Origin of the sequence: Winogradskyella sp. HaHa_3_26 (assembly GCF_019278425.1) — a bacterium.
GTDB lineage: Bacteria > Bacteroidota > Bacteroidia > Flavobacteriales > Flavobacteriaceae > Winogradskyella > Winogradskyella undariae.
Genome location: NZ_CP058981.1, coordinates 2,225,885 through 2,248,397 on the forward strand (window position 1 = coordinate 2,225,885; position 22,513 = coordinate 2,248,397).

Annotated in this window: 22 protein-coding genes; 19 read left to right on the plus strand and 3 right to left on the minus strand. The window is 30.5% G+C overall.

The annotated features are described in order from the left end of the window. Nucleotides 1-97: 97 nt before the first annotated feature. Nucleotides 98-577, plus strand: a complete 480-nt coding sequence (locus H0I32_RS09635; protein WP_179313518.1) for a hypothetical protein — start codon at nt 98-100, stop codon at nt 575-577. A 2-nt stretch (nt 578-579) separates the two neighbouring features. On the opposite strand, the gene H0I32_RS09640 is transcribed toward H0I32_RS09635, so the two are convergent. Both H0I32_RS09640 and H0I32_RS09645 read right to left on the minus strand, forming a co-directional pair. Beyond that, nucleotides 580-1,728: a glycosyltransferase family 2 protein gene (locus tag H0I32_RS09640; protein WP_179313517.1), complete on the minus strand. Its 1,149-nt coding sequence runs from the start codon at nt 1,726-1,728 to the stop codon at nt 580-582. After that, nucleotides 1,728-2,696, minus strand: a complete 969-nt coding sequence (locus H0I32_RS09645) for a lysylphosphatidylglycerol synthase domain-containing protein (protein ID WP_179313516.1) — start codon at nt 2,694-2,696, stop codon at nt 1,728-1,730. The genes H0I32_RS09640 and H0I32_RS09645 overlap by 1 nt, the downstream gene beginning before the upstream one ends. Nucleotides 2,697-2,723: 27 nt before the next feature. Between H0I32_RS09645 and H0I32_RS09650 the strand changes: the two genes are divergently transcribed. From H0I32_RS09650 to H0I32_RS18130, 16 genes are all read left to right on the plus strand, one after another. After that, on the plus strand, nt 2,724-3,362 hold the full coding sequence (locus H0I32_RS09650; RefSeq protein ID WP_173586288.1) for a cell envelope biogenesis protein OmpA: 639 nt from the start codon (nt 2,724-2,726) through the stop codon (nt 3,360-3,362). A gap of 3 nt (nt 3,363-3,365) precedes the next feature. Then, nucleotides 3,366-3,920 carry a crossover junction endodeoxyribonuclease RuvC gene (gene ruvC, locus H0I32_RS09655; RefSeq protein WP_173586289.1) on the plus strand — a complete coding sequence of 185 codons (555 nt, stop codon included), beginning with the start codon at nt 3,366-3,368 and terminating at the stop codon, nt 3,918-3,920. A gap of 107 nt (nt 3,921-4,027) precedes the next feature. Beyond that, nucleotides 4,028-5,155, plus strand: a complete 1,128-nt coding sequence (gene hemW, locus H0I32_RS09660) for a radical SAM family heme chaperone HemW (protein WP_179313515.1) — start codon at nt 4,028-4,030, stop codon at nt 5,153-5,155. 104 nt (nt 5,156-5,259) lie between these two features. Further along, nucleotides 5,260-6,009, plus strand: a complete 750-nt coding sequence (locus tag H0I32_RS09665) for a cyclase family protein (RefSeq protein WP_173586291.1) — start codon at nt 5,260-5,262, stop codon at nt 6,007-6,009. A 48-nt stretch (nt 6,010-6,057) separates the two neighbouring features. Further along, nucleotides 6,058-6,666 (plus strand): DUF4230 domain-containing protein, encoded by a 609-nt coding sequence (locus tag H0I32_RS09670; protein WP_173586292.1) that lies wholly within the window; start codon nt 6,058-6,060, stop codon nt 6,664-6,666. Between the two features lie 12 nt (nt 6,667-6,678). Then, entirely contained in the window at nt 6,679-7,041 is a 363-nt protein-coding gene (locus H0I32_RS09675; protein WP_179313514.1) for an MmcQ/YjbR family DNA-binding protein, read from the plus strand. Nucleotides 7,042-7,245: 204 nt separating this feature from the next. Continuing rightward, complete coding sequence (locus tag H0I32_RS09680; protein WP_173586294.1) at nt 7,246-7,656, plus strand: response regulator; 411 nt, start codon at nt 7,246-7,248, stop codon at nt 7,654-7,656. Then, nucleotides 7,656-8,198, plus strand: coding sequence for a heme NO-binding domain-containing protein (locus H0I32_RS09685; RefSeq protein ID WP_173586297.1), 543 nt, complete (start codon nt 7,656-7,658; stop codon nt 8,196-8,198). The genes H0I32_RS09680 and H0I32_RS09685 overlap by 1 nt, the downstream gene beginning before the upstream one ends. Then, on the plus strand, nt 8,195-10,537 hold the full coding sequence (locus tag H0I32_RS09690) for a PAS domain-containing sensor histidine kinase (protein WP_179313513.1): 2,343 nt from the start codon (nt 8,195-8,197) through the stop codon (nt 10,535-10,537). The genes H0I32_RS09685 and H0I32_RS09690 overlap by 4 nt, the downstream gene beginning before the upstream one ends. A gap of 2 nt (nt 10,538-10,539) precedes the next feature. Then, complete coding sequence (locus H0I32_RS09695; RefSeq protein ID WP_179313512.1) at nt 10,540-11,673, plus strand: FIST signal transduction protein; 1,134 nt, start codon at nt 10,540-10,542, stop codon at nt 11,671-11,673. Further along, on the plus strand, nt 11,673-12,719 hold the full coding sequence (locus H0I32_RS09700; protein ID WP_179313511.1) for a sensor histidine kinase: 1,047 nt from the start codon (nt 11,673-11,675) through the stop codon (nt 12,717-12,719). The genes H0I32_RS09695 and H0I32_RS09700 overlap by 1 nt, the downstream gene beginning before the upstream one ends. A gap of 4 nt (nt 12,720-12,723) precedes the next feature. Continuing rightward, nucleotides 12,724-13,041, plus strand: a complete 318-nt coding sequence (locus tag H0I32_RS09705; protein ID WP_179313510.1) for an Hpt domain-containing protein — start codon at nt 12,724-12,726, stop codon at nt 13,039-13,041. An 11-nt stretch (nt 13,042-13,052) separates the two neighbouring features. Beyond that, complete coding sequence (locus H0I32_RS09710; RefSeq protein ID WP_179313509.1) at nt 13,053-13,769, plus strand: LytR/AlgR family response regulator transcription factor; 717 nt, start codon at nt 13,053-13,055, stop codon at nt 13,767-13,769. Nucleotides 13,770-14,158: 389 nt separating this feature from the next. Next, entirely contained in the window at nt 14,159-16,759 is a 2,601-nt protein-coding gene (locus H0I32_RS09715; protein WP_179313508.1) for a DUF6923 family protein, read from the plus strand. 250 nt (nt 16,760-17,009) lie between these two features. After that, entirely contained in the window at nt 17,010-17,177 is a 168-nt protein-coding gene (locus tag H0I32_RS18125) for a maltose acetyltransferase domain-containing protein (RefSeq protein ID WP_306456224.1), read from the plus strand. Between the two features lie 78 nt (nt 17,178-17,255). After that, nucleotides 17,256-17,564: a DapH/DapD/GlmU-related protein gene (locus tag H0I32_RS18130; protein ID WP_306456225.1), complete on the plus strand. Its 309-nt coding sequence runs from the start codon at nt 17,256-17,258 to the stop codon at nt 17,562-17,564. A 107-nt stretch (nt 17,565-17,671) separates the two neighbouring features. Here the strand turns inward: H0I32_RS18130 and H0I32_RS09725 are convergent, their stop codons facing one another. Next, nucleotides 17,672-19,735, minus strand: a complete 2,064-nt coding sequence (locus H0I32_RS09725) for a tetratricopeptide repeat protein (RefSeq protein WP_179313507.1) — start codon at nt 19,733-19,735, stop codon at nt 17,672-17,674. Between the two features lie 145 nt (nt 19,736-19,880). Here H0I32_RS09725 and H0I32_RS09730 point away from each other — a divergent pair, with 145 nt between their 5' ends. Further along, a complete protein-coding gene (locus H0I32_RS09730) occupies nt 19,881-21,146 on the plus strand; it encodes an oligosaccharide flippase family protein (protein ID WP_179313506.1) in 1,266 nt (421 codons plus the stop codon). 109 nt (nt 21,147-21,255) lie between these two features. Beyond that, nucleotides 21,256-22,473 carry a glycosyltransferase gene (locus H0I32_RS09735; protein ID WP_179313505.1) on the plus strand — a complete coding sequence of 406 codons (1,218 nt, stop codon included), beginning with the start codon at nt 21,256-21,258 and terminating at the stop codon, nt 22,471-22,473. The last annotated feature ends 40 nt before the right edge of the window (nt 22,474-22,513 follow it).

Consider the following 22,513-nt stretch of genomic DNA (forward strand, 5'->3'; position numbering starts at 1 on the left):
AAGTAGAAGGTGTCTTCATAGTTGATTTTAAATGCGTTGTGGTCTATGCGGTATATTCTAGAAAATATTTGTACTTTTCGGTGTTAGAACTGTATTAATGAAACAAATTGTTTGTCTTTTACTCTTATTTTTCACAATGATCTCTTGTGATTATTTCGACAAGAAGAAAGTCTATACCGAAGATTTGCTAGAGGAAGAATTGCAAACCTTTAATTGGAATGAGGTTGATGCTTACCCAACATTTACAAGTTGCGATTCTATGTCTGCAAAAGAAGATCGTAAAATCTGTTTTCAAAATACTTTAATTACCAATGTTAATCAATATTTAGCGCATCAAAATCTTGTTGTATCTAAAGATGTTAGCGATACTATAGTACTTAAAATAATTATAGATTATAATGGTAAATTAGAAGTAGAATCGATAGCTATAAAACCTGAGACGGTTAGTGAAATCCCTGAAATTGATAGTTTATTACGTCAGAGTTTAAAAATTATTCCAAAAATTTATCCAGCAATAAAAAGAGGTCAACAAGTGACTACGGCTTTTGAGTTTCCTGTTAATGTAAATATTAATTAAGTTTACTTTTTAAAGTTCCTGCCTTTCCATTCATAAGTTTTAAAGAAAGATAAAAAGGCAACACTCACATTAAAAATAGGATATAGCATACTAGAAAATAGATAAGAAAGTAACAAGTTTTCTTGCCTAAAAAAACGTGTTGTTTTAAATAGTAATAAAAAGTCGATACTAAATTTTATAACTAATAAAGCGATTATTGTTTGTGATGATGAATAGTTGAAAATAAGCGAAATAATTAATCCTAAAAAAACAAGATTACCAAGTAAGACAATCAATCCAACTAATTTTGAAAACCAAAAATTATAACGACTAGCTTTAGAGGCCCAACGGATACGTTGATGCACTAGGTTTTTAAGATTTTCAGCCGGATTTGTAGTTACTATAGCTGTTTTTGCTTTTAAATAATTTACTTTTTTTGAGTCGTGTTTAATAAATTTTTCAAGTAGAAACATATCGTCACCACTCGCAATTCCATCATTACCTTCAAAACCTTTAACGGATTTAAATTCCGATTTTTTATAAGCGAAATTCGCACCATTACACATAAAGGCCTTATCAATACCAAAACCACCAATTGTAGCACCTTGTAAACTCAAAAAATCTAAAGTTTGAAAACGATTTAAAAACGAATTCTCACCGTGATAAGTTACAGGGGCAACAATACAATTTGGTTTTTCTGTTTGAATACTTTCATCAAAAGTATCAAGCCAATATTGTGGTAAAACACAATCGGCATCCGTTGTAACAATCCAATTATAATTAGAAACTTTAATCGCTGAGGTTATAGCATCTTTTTTAGGGGAATTTGATGTTCGTTCGTTTTTAATAATCCTAATGTTATTAATAGTAGAATTTGAAGCTAGAATTTTTTCGAGAATTAAAACCGATTCATCTTCAGAATCATCATCTACAAAAATAATTTCAAATAATGATTTAGGATAATTCAAGTTTTCAATAGACGCTAATAAATTGGGTAGATTTTCAGCCTCATTTCTAAAAGGAATAACAACAGAAAATTTAGTTTTAGGTTTTAAATCTTCAAGTTTTAAATCTTCAAGTTTTAGATCTTCTACTTTATCAAAGCCATAAGTCAATATTCCTATAATAATGAGATAAGCTATCGTAATACATATGGCGATTAATAGCAGCATTATTCTAATGGTTTTGGGAGTTTAAATTTAATAACAAAATAACTTCCAATGCTACTTGGTAGTACAAAATTGAATAACCACATAAGTGTTGTGATGGTTAAAATCGTAAGTTCATTCACGTTTAAAAAATCAAACAAAAATACGGCAATACTACCTTTTATCACAAAGTCTAAAATAGAAATAGCAGGTATAATAGAGGCTAATAAATACATGCTTGTAATAACGATCATAGCGTCAAAATAGCTAATTTCAATCCTAAAAACAATCAATAAATAATAAAATTGAGATGAAAATAAAATATATCTAAGTAGCGAGTATAAAATATTTGTTAGATGTGTTTTTAAGCTAATCGATTTTAAGAAAATAATAACAGAGCGGAAAGAAAATCCTTTAATTTTAAAATGGTTCTGCTTTGTTAAAAAAAGTAAAAGTAAACCAATCAATAATACAATCACACTATATTGTAAGACTGTATAATAATTGATTTTTATTGAATACCGATTGATAAAAAACAATAAGCCAATACAACCTAATAGTGTTGTTATGATCATTTGTGCTAAATTCCCAAGAAGGTTTAATAGTACAATTTTTGTTCTAAACGGTTTTGTGTAGTACATCGCTTTTGCACCATATTCGCCAATTCGGTTTGGAGTAATTAACGATGCTGTGAGTCCACCTAAACTTTGTTCGGTAGCTTGGTGTATAGAAATTGGTTTTATTGACTTTACAAGGTTTTTCCATTTTAGAATTTCAAAAAACCAATTAAAAAAGCTTAAAAGGATTAAAAAAGTGATGGTTTTGAATGAAAATGATTCGTATTTGTCTAAAAAAGTAATAAATACACTAAATTGTAAGTTTTTGTTTTCAGTCAGTTTAATGTAGATAAAATAAAAAGCAGCAACTACAATACTCAATTTAAAGAGTAAAAGCAATAATTGCTTAGTTTTGTAGTGTTTAATGAGATTCATATTGCAAATAAAATCAAAAACTTACAGATGCAACACGCTTTTAAAAAATACATTTTCTTTTTTGGTATTGTTTTTATAACATTCAGTAGTCAGGCACAATATGGCAACACGGCTAAATGGAAAGCTCTTTTTGCAGTTGGCCTCAACTATCCTACAACAGATGGTTTTGTAAATGGGTCTTATGCCAAATCGGTGAATTTTCCAACTGTAAATTTAGGAATTCAACATATGCTTACTAATCGCTATGGTGTAAAATTAGATTACGGATTTAATCGTTTTAAAAACTCGAGTGATACACCAGATTTTAAGATTAACTACTCTAGGATCAACGCACAATTTGTATTTGACCCAACGGAATATATTGGGTTTGTGCCCATGCGCATGCGTACTATTTTGCATGCAGGTCCTGGTATAAGTTTTGTGAAGCCATTAGGAACTTTAGGAGATAATAAGCAGACCTATGCTAATCTTTTAGGTGGTTTAGAGTTGCATTATGCTATTAACGAAAAAGTTTCTGTTTACACCGATGTTGCTTATATCTATGGCTTAACATCTTTAGATGATTATAATCCGGCCTCAACAGGTCTAGGTGCTTTTAACGGTAGTGTTTTTAATCTTACCTTTGGCTTGGCGGTTTCTTTAGATGGCTGCCGATACTGTAACTAAAGCATGAGTAAAGAAAAAATTATTTTAGGAATTGATCCTGGGACTACAATTATGGGTTTTGGACTCATAAAAGTTGTGGGTAAAAAAATGGAGTTTTTACAATTAAATGAGCTCATGCTTAAAAAGTATGACGATCATTATTTAAAACTCAAGCTTATTTTTGAGCGTACCGTAGAACTCATAGATACATATCATCCAGATGAAATAGCGATTGAAGCCCCTTTCTTTGGGAAAAATGTACAAAGTATGTTGAAGTTAGGAAGGGCACAAGGTGTGGCTATGGCTGCAGGTTTGTCACGCGAAGTTTCTATTACGGAGTACGCCCCAAAAAAGATTAAAATGGCAATTACTGGAAACGGAAATGCAAGTAAGGAGCAAGTGGCTAAAATGTTGCAAAGTATGCTGGGTTTAAAAACCATACCTAAAAATCTAGATTCAATGGATGGATTAGCAGCTGCGGTTTGTCATTTTTATAATGAAGGACGTGTAGAAGTTGGTAAAAGTTATTCTGGTTGGGGTGCTTTTGTAAAACAGAATGAAGATCGTGTAAAGAAATAACCGTTTGTTATTACTGCGAAGGCAAGAATCTTCAAGTTAAAATAATTCCTCTAATTTATAAGATGTGCTAAGTTAACAGCTTGGTCGATTTATAATACAAAAACGAAATGGCAGGCATATACATTCACATACCATTCTGCAAGCAAGCATGTCATTATTGCGACTTTCATTTTTCTACTTCCATGAAGAAAAAAGATGAATTGATAGCTGCATTAGCTAAAGAATTAGAACTTAGAAAATCGGAATTTGAAGAGATAACCGTTGAAACTATTTATTTTGGAGGCGGAACCCCTTCTGTCTTATCAAATATTGAAATTCAGTTTGTTATTGATGCCGTTTACCAACATTACACGGTTTCTGAAAACCCAGAAATAACCCTAGAAGCTAACCCAGATGATTTATCTAAAGAACGCATTATTGCACTTTCTAAAAGTCGAATTAATCGCTTATCTATAGGAATTCAATCCTTCTTTGAAGCCGATTTAAAACTGATGAATCGTGCACATAATGCAGAAGAAGCTAAAGCGTGTTTAGAAGAAGCAACAAAACATTTTGACAATATATCTCTAGATTTAATTTACGGAATCCCTAATGCTTCAAACGCGCAATGGTTAGCAAATATAGAGATGGCTCTTGGTTTTAATGTGCCGCATATTTCTAGTTATGCTTTAACTGTAGAGCCTAAAACGGCATTGGCTTCCTTCATAAAAAAAGGAATTATTGATAATGTAGATGATGAGCAAGCGCATGAGCAGTTTCATATTTTAAAAGATAAATTGGAAGCATCAGGATTTGTTCATTATGAACTTTCTAATTTTGGAAAAGAAGGCTATTTCAGTAAAAATAATTCAGCCTATTGGCAAGGTAAATCTTATTTAGGAATTGGACCTTCTGCACATTCTTTTAATGGAAAACAGCGTGGTTGGAACGTGAAAAACAATTCAAAATACATTAAATCTATAGAGGCTAACCAATTACCAATTGAGATAGAAACCCTTACTAAAACAGATCAGTATAACGAATATGTTATGACGGGTCTTAGAACAATTTGGGGTGTGTCTATTGAGAAAGTAAATAAAGATTTTGGTTTAGACTCTAAAAATTATTTACTTAAACAAGCAGATATTTTTATAAAGCAAGAGTTATTATACATAGATGAAGGCTATATCCGTGTCACAAAAAAAGGTCAATTTTTATGCGATGGTATTGCATCTGAGTTGTTTAACCTTAACTAGTCTCAGAATCTTTTAATTTAAGATTAAATTGAAGTAATTTTGTGGTAATACAATTCAAATTATATTAAAAAAGTTCCTGAAATATTGGTATAAATTAAGCAAAAATGATAGCAACAATACAATACAACTCAAGGAAATTAAAAGTAGATTTAAAACAACCTTTAGATATCTCAATACCTTTAACAAGTGAAGATACCAACGTTAATGCTTGGTATTTAGCTCCTCCTAAAATTGAACCAGCAGTTATAGATGGTGACATAATTAGTGTTGCTAACGGTGCTGTAGTGAATTTTAATACCATCACTTTTAATCCGCATTCTCACGGAACACATACGGAAACTGTTGGGCATATCACAGAAAAGTTTTACTCTATTAATAAACATTTAAAACAGTTTTTCTTTTTAGCTGAAGTGATAACTGTTGCTCCTGAAAAATTAGGAGATGATTATGTGATTTCTAAAAAACAATTACAGTTTGCGTTAGGTAATAAAAAACGAGAGGCTATAGTGATTAGAACAATGCCAAATATGCGCGATAAATTATCGAGACAATATTCTAATACTAACCCTACTTATTTATTAGAAGAATCTGCTAATTATTTAAAATCTAAAGACATTAAACACCTTTTAATAGATTTACCAAGTGTAGATAAGGAGCAAGATGGAGGAGAGCTTTTAGCGCATAATGCATTTTGGAATACAAGTGGTAAATTACGTTTAGATGCTACAATTACAGAACTCATTTATGTGTCTAATAAAATAGAAGATGGTGAGTATATGCTTAATTTGCAAATTGCACCTTTTGAGAATGATGCCAGTCCTAGTAAGCCTGTTTTGTATAAAGTTATAGAATAATAACTTGTGACATATTCGTTTATTTAGTGTCATATATTTAAATAAATTATGGAAACTTTTTTTATAATCATCATCAGTGTTCTTGTCACTTTAGGATTGGTTACAATCTATAAAGCATGGAAAACTAAAAAAGAAACTAATGAGCAATCAGTTTTACTTTTAGATAAAATAAAGCGTGTTTGTAAATTTGTTACGGTAGAAGGTGATTTTGCTGAAATTTACCATTATGAAGACGTAAAAGCTAAGTTTTTAAAACTAATATCTAGTCGTAAAAAGGCTTTAGTTGTTATTAATGCTAAAGCTTATGTTGGATTTGATTTAAGTAAAATTGAAATGAGTTCTAATGCTAAAACAAAAACAGTTGTTTTGTCTCATTTTCCGCAACCCGAAGTATTATCTATAGAAAGTAATATTAATTATTACGATAAAAGTGATGGTATGTTTAATCGGTTTGAAGCTGCCGATTTAACAGATCTACATGTTAAGGCAAAGGCTCATATTATGGCTAAAGTGCCAGAAAGTGGACTCTTTAATGTGGCAAAGCAAGAAGCCTTAGAGGCCATTCATCTTATTGAAAATTTAGTTGAAACAATTGGGTGGAAGGTAGATTATTCTGCACTTAAAATTGAAGCTGAAGAGAAGAAGAAACTTAACTAAAATCTTCAAATCATGAATATAGAAGATTATAGAAATTATTGTCTAAAGAAAAAAGAAGTCACTGAACATTTTCCTTTTAATGATGATGCGCTTGTATTTAAAGTTTTGGGCAAAATGTTTGCCTTAACATCTTTAAAACGCTGGGAAAACGGAGAAGCATTTATTAATTTAAAATGCGATCCAGAATATGCACAAGAACTTAGAGCAGAATACGATGCCATAAAGCCTGGTTATCACATGCATAAAAAGCAATGGAATAGCGTTTATATTCAAGAGGGCGAACTTTCAATACAACTTATTAAAGGTTTAATAGATCACTCTTATGATATGGTTGTAAAAGGCTTACCTAAAAAATTACGAGAAAGTCTTAATTAATTAACTTTTTAAATAATTTCAGAAACAACTAAAAAGACTTGAATTTCAGTGTTGTAGAGGGTTTTGGTGTGTTTTAGAAATTCAAATTACCGTTCGTCGATACTTTTTTTCCATCCGTCGACAGTAAATGCTCCTTAACTGATTTATACATTTTTATACCATTAAATAAAGTAGTTTTGCTCTATATTTTAAAATTTAATGTTAATGAAAACCCTCAATATTTTACTTATAGAAGACGATATGATTGAAATTATGAAGCTAAACAGAGCTTCAAGTTCACTTCAATTAAATCATAAAATTACGGAAGCTAATAATGGAGAAGATGCATTAAAATTACTTGAAGATAAAGATAGTTTACCTGATATTATTTTATTAGATTTAAACATGCCAAAAATCAATGGTATAGAATTCTTAAAAATTCTGAAAGCAGATAATAGGTTAAAATATATTCCTACAGTTATTTTAACAACGTCAAACAATCAGAAAGATTTATTAGAATGCTATAAAATAGGGATTGCTGGTTATGTTTTAAAGCCTTTGAAATATGAGGATTATGTTTCTAAAATAGAGAAATTATTATCCTACTGGAGTATTAATGAGTTAATAACAGTTTAATGAAAGGAATTGTTTTTACTGAGTTTTTAGATCTTGTTGAAGATAAGTTTGGATTAGAAATGGTAGATCGAATCATTTCAAGTTCAGAATTAGAATCGGAAGGTGTTTACACCTCTGTTGGTACATACAGTTTTTCAGAAATGTTGCAATTACTTCAACATTTAAGTGAAAACACAGGGGTATCTATTGATAACCTCCTTTTAGTGTATGCTGAACATTTTTTTAGTGTAATAAAACAAAGCTACCCTGGACTTTTAGAAACCTACAAAGATCCTATTGAAATGCTGTCTTCTATAGAAAACCATATTCATATTGAGGTGCGAAAAATTTATCCAGATGCAGAATTACCAACATTCGAAGTTATAGAAAAAACAGAGAATTCATTGGTAATGGATTACAGCTCTAGTAGAGCAATGCATCATTTTGGACTTGGACTGATGAACAAAACGTTCGAGCATTTCAATGCCACAGCAACTATAGAATTAAAAAAAATTAAAGAAGACGGTACTCAGGTAAGATTTATTATCAATAAAAATAAATGAGCCAAGACCAAATCGAATTGCTACAGCGTGCCTTAGAACGAGAAAAGAAAGCTCGTAAAGCCGCTGAAAAAATTCTTGAAGAAAAATCAAGAGAACTCTATCTTACCTCAAATAGATTAGAGAGTCTATTAGACGAAAAATCATCACAACTACAAGGTGTTTTCGAAAATATTATTGATGCTTTTGTCGTGATGAATATCAAAGGGGATATTTTAAAATTTAACGATGCTGCTACTCGATTATTTGGTTATGATGTATCCAGAGAGTCTATAAATGTTTCAAATTTAGTTCATAAAGACGATTTACAATATGCGATGTTGTCTTTTGAAGAATTAAGAACTAAAGGTTTTTTTAAAAATTATGAAGCAAGAGTATACACAAAATCTAAAGAGATTAAATGGGTGCATATCAATGCGAGTTTAGTTTTTGATAAAAACAATAAACCAGTTGCTGCTCAAGGTATTGTTAGAGATATTACACAAGAGAGGCTGTTAAAACAAGAATTTAAAGATCAAAAAAACCAATTGAGTATTATTATAAATAATTCACCAATTGGAATTTCTCTTACCAAAGCCGATTATTCAGGTATTTTACAAATAAATCAGGCACTAATTGATATGCTAGGTTATACGGCAGAAGAATTAATGTCAATGAAGGTTCAGGATATTACGCATCCTGATGATGAAGAATTTTCAAAAGAACTAAGAGATCAACTTTTAAACGGTAAGATTGATAAATTTAATGTAGAAAAAAAATACATAAAAAAAGACGGTAATATTTTTTGGGCAAAAACAAACGTTACAGCTGTTAGAAATAAAGTTGGTGAAATTGATTACCAAGTTGTAACAATTGAAGATGTTTCTAAAGAACGAGAAGCAAAAGAAAAACTAATTGAGTCCGAAAATAGATTAGCCACATTGGTATTAAACTTAGATAGTGGTATTATTTTAGAAGACGAAAATAGAAAAGTTGTATTGACAAACAATAAATTCTGTGAGTTGTTAAATATAAATATACCAATACAAGATTTATATGGCATGGATTGTTCTATAGCAGCAGAACAAAATAAAGTTTTATTTAAAGATCCAGAGGCATTTGTACAACGGATGAATGATATAGATGAAGCTGAAGTAGAAGTGATTGGTGATGAGCTAGAGATGTTAGATGGTAAGATTTTAGAACGTAATTATTTACCAATTATCATAGGAGAAAAATCTAAAGGATTTTTATGGACTTTTACAGATGTAACTTTAAAAAGATCTTATAGTAAAAGTTTAGAGGCACAAAAGCAAAAGTACTACAGCATAATCGCTAATATGAATTTAGGATTAGTTGAAGTTAATAATAAAGAAGAAATATTAATGGTAAATCAGAGTTTCTCTGAAATGTCTGGTTATACTGAAAAGGAATTAATAGGTAAACATGCTGGCAAAATTTTTAAGACCAGAGAAGCCATAGATATTATTGCAATAGAAAGTGATAAAAGAAAAAAAGGTGAGTCTAATTCCTACGAGGTAAAAGTAGAAATTAAAAACGGAGACATTAGATATTGGCTTATAAGTGGTGCTCCAAATTATGATATTAACGGTCATGTTGTTGGTTCTATAGGAGTTCATATAGATATTACAGATTTAAAAAATCTTGAACTTCAGAAAGAGAAGTTGCTTTCTAAACTAGAGAAAAGTAATGATGAGCTTCAAGAATATGCTCATATTGTTTCTCATGATTTAAAATCGCCATTACGAAGTATAGATGCATTAGTAAGCTGGCTTAAAGAAGATAATAAAGGGAAACTAGATGAGATGAGTTTAAGAAATTTTAACCTCATTGAAACTACCTTAGAAAAAATGGAGCAATTAATTTCTGATGTGCTAGATTACTCTAGTATTGGAACAGAAAGAAATTCTTCGGTAGAGGTTGATCTTAATAAAATGTTAGATGATCTTATTACCATACTTTATGTGCCAGAACACATATCAATAAAGGTTTTAAATAAATTACCTGCTATAAAAGGAGATGCTACTAAATTACAGCAGTTATTTCAGAATTTAATTAGTAATGCTATTAAATTTATTGACAAAGAGAAAGGGTTTATAACGATAAACGTTGAAGATTTTAAAAGTCACTACAAGTTCTCAATTCAAGATAATGGCATGGGGATTGACAAACAATTTCATGATAAAATATTTAAAATTTTTCACGCTTTAAATAAAAGTAAAGATTCTACAGGTATAGGATTATCTATTGTTAAAAAAATTGTAGATCTACACGAAGGTCAAATATGGTTAGATAGTCAGTTAAATGTGGGGACTACCTTTTATTTTACTTTAAAAAAATAAAGATGAAGACAATACAGTTAGTAAAGCAGAAAAATAAAGATTGGATTTATATTGGTGAAAATAAAACATTGATAAAACCTTTAGTTTTAGTGTTTGGAGATCGCTATTTATTAGAAGGTTCTACTATTTATCAAGAAATGCAAGCTTTATTTCCTGATGGACATATTGTTTTTGGATCTTCTTGTGCTGAAATTTCATCTAATACAGTAAATGAAGATAGTATTACGATTACGGCTATAGAATTTGAAAAAAGCCAATTTTTAATTAAGACCAGTAATGTACTTAATACAGATTTAGATAGTTTTAAGACCGGGAGAGATCTTATTAAACAATTACCATCAGAAGGGTTAAAGTATGTATTTGTTGTATCTGACGGTAGTTTTATTAATGGCAGTGAGTTAACAAAAGGTATGAGTGCTTCTAATAAAGATAATCTGTTAATTACAGGAGGCTTATGTGGGGATGATACTCGTTTTGAAAAAACATTAGCATCGTATAACGAAAACCCAAAAGAAGGAGAAATAGTAGCTATTGGTTTTTATGGAGAAACATTAGAGGTTTCTTTTTCTATTCATGGAGGTTGGACACCTTTTGGTCCAGAACGAATAGTTACAAAGGCTAAAGGAAACATACTTTATGAATTAGACGATTTGCCAGCATTAGATTTGTATAAAAATTATTTAGGCGATAAAGCCAAAGATCTACCAGGAGCAGCATTGTTGTATCCTATGAATGTAAAATCTGATGAAGAGGAGCAGTCTATAGTACGATCTATTCTTAATATCAATGAAGAAGAACACTCGGTTGTTTTAGCAGGAGATATTAAAGAAAACTCTAAAGTGCAATTAATGATGACTAACGTTGATAATATTGCAAATGCATCAGAACGTGCAGCAAAACAAGCTTTGACCAATAGAAAAAACAAACCTGAACTAGCCTTTTTAGTAAGTTGTATTGGTAGAAAATTAGTGCTAGATCAACGTGTAGAAGAAGAGGTAGAAGAGGTTATAGAAGTTTTAGGAGAAGGGGCTACAGTAAGCGGTTTTTACTCCTATGGAGAAATTGCACCTTTTCATGGCGAAACAGCATGTCAGTTACACAACCAGACCATGACTATAACTTTAATGAGTGAATAATGAATTCACTACTTAAAAGACAAATACGAAAATATTTAAGTAAGGATTTAAGTAACAATAAAGACTTAGCGGTGTTTCTTGATGCTATAGATAACTCCTACAATAATTTTGATGAGCAATCTACCATGATTCAAAGGGCGATGTCTATTAGCTCGGATGAATTATTTACAGCCAATAGAAAATTAAAAGAAGAGGCAAGAGAGCAAAAAGAATTAATAGACAAGTTGAAAGACGTTATTAATACCCTAAAATTTTATAATATAAAAGAAGAAGAAAAAGCTGATGCTGTAGAATTGTCGGGTTCTGATTTGGTTGATTTTATTGATGATCAAACCAAAGAGATTATTGAAATGAATAAACAAAAAGAAGCCCTTTTAAACGAATTAGCTTATCAAAACCAAGAGTTAAATGATTATGCTCATATGGTATCTCACGATTTAAAATCGCCATTACGTAGTATATATACTTTAACAACTTGGTTAAAAGAAGATTACCAAGGTGCTTTTGATGCTAATGGAGAGAAGAGTTTAAATCTTATTAGAACTAATGTTCAAAAAATGGATACACTAATAAATGGTATTTTAGAGTATTCAACCATTGGTAAAGATCAAATAGAGGTGTACGATGTAAATCTCAATAAATTATTATTTAATATATTAAGTGTAATAGAAGTTCCGGAGCATATTAAGATTACAAAATCTAACCTACCAACTATTAAAGGTGATAAATATAGATTACAACAGTTATTTCAAAATTTAATAGTAAATGCTATAGTCTATAATGATAAGGAAAATGGCATAATTAAAATAGGAGCAACAGATAGAGGTGATTTTTGGGAGTTTTATGTTGAAGATAATGGTAAAGGTATTGATGAAATTTATTTCAATAAAATTTTTAAAACTTTTGAAAAATTAGAAAGTAGACCAGAATCTACAGGAATTGGACTCTCAATTGTTAAAAAAATTGTAGATTTATATGAAGGTAAAATATGGTTGCATTCAAAAGTAAATGAGGGTACTACATTTTATTTCACTATAAAAAAATAATAAGATGGAGGAACCCAATTTATCCTATATTTATAGTATGTCAGGAGGAGATAAAGCTTTTGAACAAAAGCTTATTGGTATCATTAAAAGTGAATTTCCTGAAGAGAAAGCTGAATATTATAATAATTTAAAAGCTAATAATTATAAGCTTGTAGCAGATAACGTTCACAAGCTTAAGCATAAAATTAGTATTTTAGGCCTCGAGAAAAGTTATGAGATTGCAATAGCGTTCGAAAATAATTTATTAGAAGGAAGTACTAAGCTTCAAGACCAATTCGAATCTATTCTTAAAACCATAACTAATTATTTACAAAAGTTATAATTAGGGAGAAGATGAATTGTATTATTATCGATGATGAAGCTACAGCAAGAGCAATTATTGGGCAGCTATGCTCTAATGAGGACGGTTTAAATGTTTTAGAGGATTTTCCTAATGCAATGTTGGCTATAAAATATTTAAATCAGAATGAAATTGATTTAATATTTTTAGACATTCATATGCCAGATTTCACTGGCTTCGATTTTATCGAAACATTAAAAAATCCACCTAAAATAGTCTTAACAACTTCAGATCCAAACTTTGCCATTCAAGCTTTTGAATATGATTGTATAGTAGATTACTTGGTTAAGCCTATAACACCACAAAGGTTTCAGAAAGCAATTCAGAAAGCAGAGATTAAAAATCATAAGCCAAAACTAACTGCTGATTTAGGTACAGAAAAAGTAGAAGTTAGTTCTGGTAACGATCTTTATGTTAATATAGACAGGCGCTTAATTAAAATAGATATCCCAAGTATTTATCTTGTAGAAGCAAAAGGAGATTATATTAATGTAAAAACAGAAGGTAAGAATTACACTGTGCATTCTACATTAAAAAAAATAGCAGATAAATTACCCGATGATTTATTTTTAAAAGTACACAGATCATACATTATTAATATTGATAAAATTATCGATATTGAGGATAATAGCGTGCTTATAAAAAAAGATGTTATTCCAGTTAGTCGTTCTAATAGGCCAGAATTGATGAAACGTCTTAATTTATTATAAGTATTATAAAGTTGTCTGTGACAATACTAAACGTTTCATAGAAATTTAATTCATTTTAGAAAATACCATTAATCTATGTAATGTGGTCAGTCAACGTGCTAAGGCTTAGGCTTAACGAAATAAAATATATAGAATTAAACTATCTCTTACTTTTGACCCATGATCGTTTGGTTGATGATTAAGTATAGTTAGTTAATTGAGTTTTGAGGCAAAAGAGAAATCTTTTGCCTTTTTTTATTCCCTTATTTTTCAATATGTAAAGGGCATGAAAAACCATTCGTCGACAGTAAATAGTGTTTTGGCGTTCAATCGATTGTGTCAATCGAATATTAAAAGAAAACACGTGTTAAGAGGTTAATTTTGCGTCATAATCTAATAATGCCCAGACTATGAAACTAATTTACACTTTTAAAAATCAATTACTTGCTATTGGAATAGCTTTAATGAGCTTCGCTGTAAAAGCACAAGATGTGCCTTTTAATTGTGATTTTAACGCATATTTATTTCAATACAATGATGTTTATGCGATTGATTTAGCTTCAGGTAATTCTTATCAAGTGGCAGAAGATGTTACACCTGGTAATATTAATGCAACAGCATACAATCCTGCTGATGGATTTATTTGGGGATCATTATCGTCACCAACTAAATCTATTGTTAAAATAGGTAAAGATTTTAGTACAACAACATATTATATAGATGAGTTACCTTCAAGCAATCGTTATGTTGGTGATATTAGTTCGGCGGGTGTCTATTATTTAAAAGGTGGTGGAACTTCATATTATAAAATAGATCTCAACCCAGAGTCAGAGAATTATACACAATATCAGTCAACAGAAACATTGTCTCAAAATATAAGTATTCATGATTGGGCTTTTAATTCAGTAGATGGTCAATTATATGCTGTAGAGAAAAATACAAATATCTTATATCGTATTAATCCAGAGACAGGTGTAGTAAGTGCTTTAGGTGTTGTGCCAATTATATCTGGTTTAACTTATACTTATGGTGCAGTTTATTTTGATAATGAAGGACGTTTTTATATTTCAGCAAATCAAACAGGAACTATATATGCTATTCAGGCAGTACAAGATTTAAATGGTATTAATGTTATAGAGTCTAACTTATTTGCTTTTGGGCCATCTAGCTCAAGTAATGATGGTGCACGTTGCCCAACAGCACCAGTTTTACAAGAAATTTGTGATAATGGTATTGATGATGATGGTGATGGACTTATTGATTGTGAAGATCCTTCTTGTTCTGGTTTTGGATTATGCGATGTCATTGAAACATCAATTTCTAGTTCTAATTCAGGCGGATTAGAGAGTAATAGTAGGTTATCTGAGCAAATTAATGCACGTAACTTTAAAAGAGCAAAAACAGGATATAAATTTAATGCAGCGAGAGCTAAACGTGTTTCTAAAACAACAAGTTATGCTAAGAGTAATTTAGATTCTGGTTTTACATTGCAAGATTTTGTGCCATTAACAAGCATTAATGAAGATGAAGCTATAGAAGCATCACCATCAGACTTAATAGGTATTACAAATGCAACGGAAATCTATGCCGTAGATTATATGAAGAATAATAGTTCTGTAGCTTCAGTTTTAGCTTTAAAAACAGAAAATGGTGTTTATGAGCATACCAAATATATCTGTGATCGTTTATTAGGGGGGGAGTTAATAACCGTAAATACTATAGAGATAAATGAGCAACAATTTATAAAATCTATCATTAAAAATGAAGATGGTACTTATGAGTTTGTATTAAGTTTGTCTGCCAAAGTAGTAAATGATGAAGCAAATTTTGCTATAGAAAGCCATTGGAATTTAGGTCAATATGAAGAAAACGTAACATTCTATAATTTTCAAATATGGTCTAATACAATTGATGATTTGTACATCTTAGGGCAAGAGGTTCTAAATTTATTAGATATAGAAAAACCAATTACAAGTTATAATAATTCTACACCACCAACTGTGTTTGTTAGAAAAGGAAGTTATACTAATGGGGCATTAGATTTACAAATTGTGAATACTAATGGTACAGAGAGTGTAACTTTAGATGCGGGCTATAGAGTTACAGAAACAGAAGACTTCGGAAACCTTAATTCTACAATAAATCTTAATGGTAATTATATCACTAATGTATCTGTAGATACAGGGAATCTTTTTGATATAGGATTTAGAATCGGTGACGGTATTGCTACACCAGACGATTTATTTATGTCTGATGGTCCTTGGGGAATTGATGCCTCACAAGAAGGAACAGTAGTGGGGCTTTATAACGTAACAACTAATGATTATAGCTTTGATTCTACAAGTTTTCCAATAGAACGTAATGTAGAGTTAAATGCAACGATCAGTACATACGTTGCCGCTTATAGAGCATTAACTCCACGATTTAAAGCTGTAGATGTTACGGATTACAGTAGTTTTCAATTAAGTGCAAAAGGTACTGGTAATTTAGAAATCACTTTTGTAAAAGAAAGTATTACCAATTGGGAAGAACAATATAAAGCAACAATAGTATTAACAAACGAGTTTCAAGAATATATAATTAATATAGAAGACCTACAAAATAATAGTGATAATGAAGTAGAATTAAATGATGTTGTAACCATCGTGTTTACAATGGTTGCAGAGAATGGAATAACAGTATCTAAAGAGATGCACTTGAGTAACCTACGATTCTCAGAAACTAGTGCCTTATCTGTAATAGATTATAGTACAGATAAAAATTTATTAAAAGTGTCCCCAAACCCTATGACAACCCATGCAACAGTTACTTTCTCTGCTAATTATAGCGAATTAGTGCAGTTTGTAATCTATGACCAAACTGGTAAAGTAGTTTACACAGCAGAGCATAAAGTGACATCAGGAGCAAACAGTATTAATGTTAACAGAGATAACTTAAGTTCAGGCTTATATTTCTGTAAAATTATTAGTAATCAGTTTGATTTTGAAACCTTTAAATTAATAGTGAAATAACCCTAAACTAATTTTAATTTCCCCCTATGTAAGGCAAAAGCGAAAGCTTTTGCCTTTTTTATTGGTTAGGATTTTAATCATATTTTCATGAGGTGTTTGCTTTGATATTAAAAATATAATTAGATAAACTAAGTAAATAATATGGGTATTATTAATATTTGCATTCAGATGTTATATATGATTTTTGATATTACACCAACTAAATTAAAATTATTGAATAAATTGATTTATGAAAACTGAAAAATAGAAAATGCTTTCAGGAGAATTATATGATGCTTCAGATAAAAAATTAACCAAAAGAAAGGTTAAATGCAAGGTTGTTATTAAAAAAAATGATCTTGTAGAAAACCAAGAAGAAAAAAATAGCTATCTTTTAGAAGAATTATTGCCTCATAAAGGAAAGAATTTATTTATATAAACGCCTTTTTATTGTGATTACGGAACTAACATTGAGCTAGGAGAAGATGTCTATTTTAATTGTGTTGTTCTCGATGTAATGAAAGTTGTTATAGGTTCAAGAACATTAATTGGCCCTAATGTTCAAATATATACAGCAACGCATCCAATGAATTATAAAGAACGTTCTTCTGGGCTTGAATTTGGAAAAGCTATTAGTATTGGAGAAGATGTTTGGATTGGTGGTGCTGTTGTAATTTGTCCAGGAGTTACAATTGAAAATAGAACAATTATAGGAGCCGGAAGTGTGGTGACTAAAGATATTCCTTCAAGTGTTTTTGCAGCAGGAAATCCTTGTAAGGTTTTAAGAAAATCAGAGCAGAATACATGTGAAAATATATATAATTAATTGCTTATAAGTTAATTATGAGGTTTTTTTTGGGGTTTTATGTTCAATATTATTCTGCTAAATAAGTTGTTCTAAAACCTAATCTAGCCTAATATAAATAGAAAGTTTTAGTTTCTCTTAAAAACCGCCTTCTTCAAAAATAACCATTTAAAACGTAAACCAATTTCAGTAAATGTAAAACCAGCAGCAGTTGCAGAAGCAATGTTACTTCGGGTTCCGTATAGATTTAATAAACTACGCTCAGAGAATTTATAACCAAAAGCACCTTGTATTCTGTAAGCCGTTATTTTAGCATCATCTTCAATATATTGGTAACCAAAAGCTGCCGTTGCATTGTAAAACCATTCTTTAGGTTTTGCAGCTGCTTCATCTTTAATGAGGTTTATAAATATTTCGTAATTATGAAATTTCTCAGGACTAAAATATACGGTTGGTAACTGATCTTTAAACGTAATATATTGGTAGTTAAAGCCAACTTTAAGAGAGGGTTTTGGTAATAAATTATAATATAATGAAGTAAATAACAAGTTTCTTTTGTTGCCATCATTTTGAGAGGTGTACATTAATTGTGTAAACCAACCTAAGTTAAAATTAGTACCTAAATTATAGTTAGCATAATAATTATTTTGCACCAATTCACGGTCTAATAAGTCGGCATTAAAACTTTCAATTTGTCTTTTGTAACCAACATCTAAGGTTTGTAGTTTAAAGGATTTAATATTAAAAGAAAGATCTGTTAAAAGCTGTGTGTAATCATCAGATTCTGTGTTTGCAGAAGTCATACCTGCTGTACCTTTAAATGTGATGCTTGGTATAAATTTATAAGATAATCCTAAAGAAATATTATTAGAGGTTGCGCTATTGTCTGTAATGGTGTTATTGGTAGTTCTGTAGTTATAATTACCGAGTATAGCTACTTTTGTAGATAAAGGAAAGACCACGTTACTATTAAATGAATAAGCTTTGTTGTCTCCATTATCAAAAGTATGTGCTGCTTTAGATTCTAAAGTAGGAGCAAAGCTATTGTTTAATTTATTTATAAAGTTTGTAGCATCTTTTTGGTTGTCGTAAAATTTTAAGGTGTTCTCTGCTGAGGTATAAGCTTCATCTATGTAGCCTAATGCCTTTAGTACATTGGCTTTTCCTAGGTTACCATCAAAAGACGTACTGTCGTTTTCTAATATTTGGTTGTAATCGGTTAAACTCTTTTTAAAATTACTCTTATATATATTTAAAGTCGCACGTAGGGCTAAAACCCAGTTTTTGTTTGGGTTCTCAATAATTAATGTGTCAATTAAATTTGTTGCTGCTTTAAACTTCTTGTTCCAGATTAAAGCCTGTCCATAACGCTCTGTGGTTTGTTTAATAATATTTTGATCTGTGTTGTCATTTAAACTATTAAAAGCTTCAGTACTAATACTAAGTGCTTTCTTTTCTTTGCCATTTAAATGTTCTACCAAAGCTAAACCATTTAATGCTATGATTTTGTGTTCTGGTTGTTCTGCTAATCGATTGTACATGATTTTTGCACTCTCTAGCTTATTCCATATTAAATAGAGATTAGCTAAGTTTAATAAGGTGTCTTTATCATCTCCATATAACTCAAGGTTTTTGGTTAAAAGAATTTCGGCTTTATCATAATTTTGTGCTTGTTGGTTTTGGTAAGCATAACCTAAATAGATATACTTTTTAGAGACTAAAGCATTTGGGTTTCCTGGTGAAACGTCTAAGGCTTTATTTACCATAGTTAAAGCATCTTCATATTCCTTTAAGTTAGAAAGTGTATTTGCAAAACCTAATAGTGCAGCAAAACTCTTTGGATCTTCAGTAACTAAACCTTTATAGTAAACTTTAGCATCAGTAAAATTGCTATTCCATAATAAAGACTCTCCGTAATTTAGTTTTACTTCAAAATCATTTGGGTAATCTGCGAGTAACGCTGTAAATAATAAATTAGCCTCTGCTGCTTGTCCGTTAAGTCCAATAGCACGACCATAACATAAACGTGCCGTTTTATTGTTTGGAAAGTCTTCTAATATTGTACTAAAGAAAGATTCAGCTTTATTATATTTTCCTGTTTCTAGGTAAGTAAAACCTTCTTTCATATCTTGAGCAGTGGCGCTAAAAGCGATGAAAAATAAGCTGATATTAATAAGTGATTTTAATGTCATAATCTCTGTGTAATTTTCTAATTGCAAGTTACGGTGTTATAGTTTGTCATTCACCTACAGCAACTTGCCATCCGTCGAAATATACAGAACATACACGGAAATACGTGAGATATTTGTGTCAGATTTAAACGAATACTAGTTAAAAATGAAGCAATTATTAGCAGCAATCAAATCAAGAAAGATAACACCAGAGCAACTGTTTATGGTAAGTGTTTTAGCTGTAAATGGAGGTAATTATTTATATAATCTTATATTAGGAAGGGTGCTTGGACCAACCGAATTTGCTGATGCTGCCGTATTAATAACTTTTTTATTGGTGCTGTCTTTTATGGCGATGACGTTTCAATTGGTTACCGCAAAATTCTCTGTGTTATTTGAAAATAATGTCTTTAAAAACTTCATTGCTAAAACTTATCAGCAAGCATTTTTAGTAGGAGTTATATTAGGAGTTTTAATCATTATTTTTTCGTCGCAGTTAAAAACAGTTTTTAACACATCTTCTTCTATGATGTTTGTTATTTTTGGTTGCGGTGTGCCTTTGTATTTTTTAATGAGTGTTAATAGAGGAGCGTTTCAGGGTAAAAAAGCTTACAAGTCTTTATCTATAACCTATCAAAGTGAAATGTTAAGCCGATTGTTAATTACATTGGGTTTAATCTTTTTATTCAATATACAATCATCAGCGGTCATTGCTATTGGCATTGTGTTGTCTTTTGTGTTCGGAATGTTTCCTTTCAAAACTAAAAATATCAATTTTAAAAAGTCGCAAGCTCTAGCTTTAGATGATAGCAAACAGATTAAAAACTTCTTTTTGTTAACTGCATTTTACGAGCTTACACAAATCATAATCAATAATAGTGATATCTTACTGGTAAAACATTATTTTGAATCTTACGAAGCTGGTTTATACGCCTCATTAGCCTTAATAGGTAGAATTGTATATTTCATAGCTTGGATGTTTGTAATGTTATTGTTACCTGCAGTAGTAGAGTTGAAGAAAGAAGGTAAAGAAACGGCTTCTGTATTATTTAAATATGTAGGTTACATTGCTGTTATTTCAATTATTATCGTTTTAACATGTTTAAGTTTTCCAGAGTTAATTATAAATATACTTTTTGGAGAACAATATATTTCTATGGCTCCTTTATTATGGAAATATGCCATTGCTACCTCGATGTTTGCTATTTCTAACATCTTCGCTTATTACTATCTGTCTTTAGATAAATACGTGCCAGTAATCATTTCTGGAGTCTTTGGGATGCTCCAAATGCTATTAGTAGTCTTTTTTCATGATAGTTTAGAACAGGTAGTGCACATGCAAATTATAGCAATGATTTCATTGTTAATCATACAGTTAGTGTTTTTTAAGATTGAAATAGCAACACAGCAAAAGGTTTTGTCTAAAGAATAATTCCATTCGTCTATAGTAAAAGTCGTCCCAACGAAAGTGATGATTTTTAGAGAAATAAAATATGAAATTTGCATTGTAATTAATCAAAACATTTAAAACTTACCTCATTATGAAATTAGCTATTGTTACCGCATATCCACCTAGTAAAGTCACTCTAAACGAGTATGCTTACCATTTAGTAAAGCAGTTTAGACAAAAGGAAGCGGTTACAGAACTAATTTTATTAACAGATAAAACTGAAGGTGCTAAGGATATCGAATTTACTGAGCAAGGTTGTAAAATAACAGTCAAAGAATGTTGGTCTTTTAACAGTTATAAAAATATATTTTCAGTAACTAAAGCTATTAATGTTACAAAACCAGATGCTGTATTATTCAACTTACAGTTTATGAAATTTGGCGATAAAAAAGTAGCAGCAGCTTTAGGATTAATGTTGCCATGGGTTTGTAAGTTAAAAAAGATTCCTAATATCGTTTTATTGCATAATATTCTTGAAGAAGTAGATTTAGGAAGTGCTGGTTTTACATCAAATAAGTTAATGCAGAAAATTTACGGATTTATCGGAACTAGTTTAACAAGGCTTATTTTACAAGCCGATACAGTAGCGGTAACAATGCAGAAATATGTAAATGTTTTAGAGATAAAATATTTATCACCTAATATAAAATTGATACCTCATGGTACTTTTGAAATTGCGGAAGAACCAAGCTATAATTTACCAAAAGGGCCGATGCAAATTATGACCTTCGGGAAGTTTGGGACTTATAAAAAAGTGGAAGGAATGATCGAAGCAGTAGAATTAGTTAGAGCTAAAACAGGATTAGATTTAGAAGTTGTTATTGCAGGAACAGATAATCCAAATGTTCCAGGATATTTAGCTAAAGTACAAGAGGGTTATAAACATGTTCCTCAGGTAAGATTTACAGGTTATGTTGAAGAACACGAGGTACCAACCTTATTTAACGAAAGTGCGGTAGTTGTATTTCCTTACACATCGACTACAGGAAGCTCGGGTGTTTTACACCAAGCCGGAAGTTACGGAAAAGCTGTTGTAATGCCAGATTTAGGGGACTTAGCTTTGCTAGTACAAGATGAAGGTTATAGAGGTGAGTTTTTTGAACCAACGAGTATTGAAAGTTTAGCATCTGCCATAGAGGCTATTGTAACCGATGAAGTTTATAGGTTACAACTTTCTAAAATTAATTATGAAGCTGCAACAGCACATCCAATGTCGCAAATAGCAGATATGTATTTAGAAACTTTTTCAGACATTATTGCTAAAAAAGAGCATAGTTCAATGGCTGTTAACACAACTGTGATTAAGTAACTTATACTTCCTAAAATAGAAATACTTCATGTTAAATGAT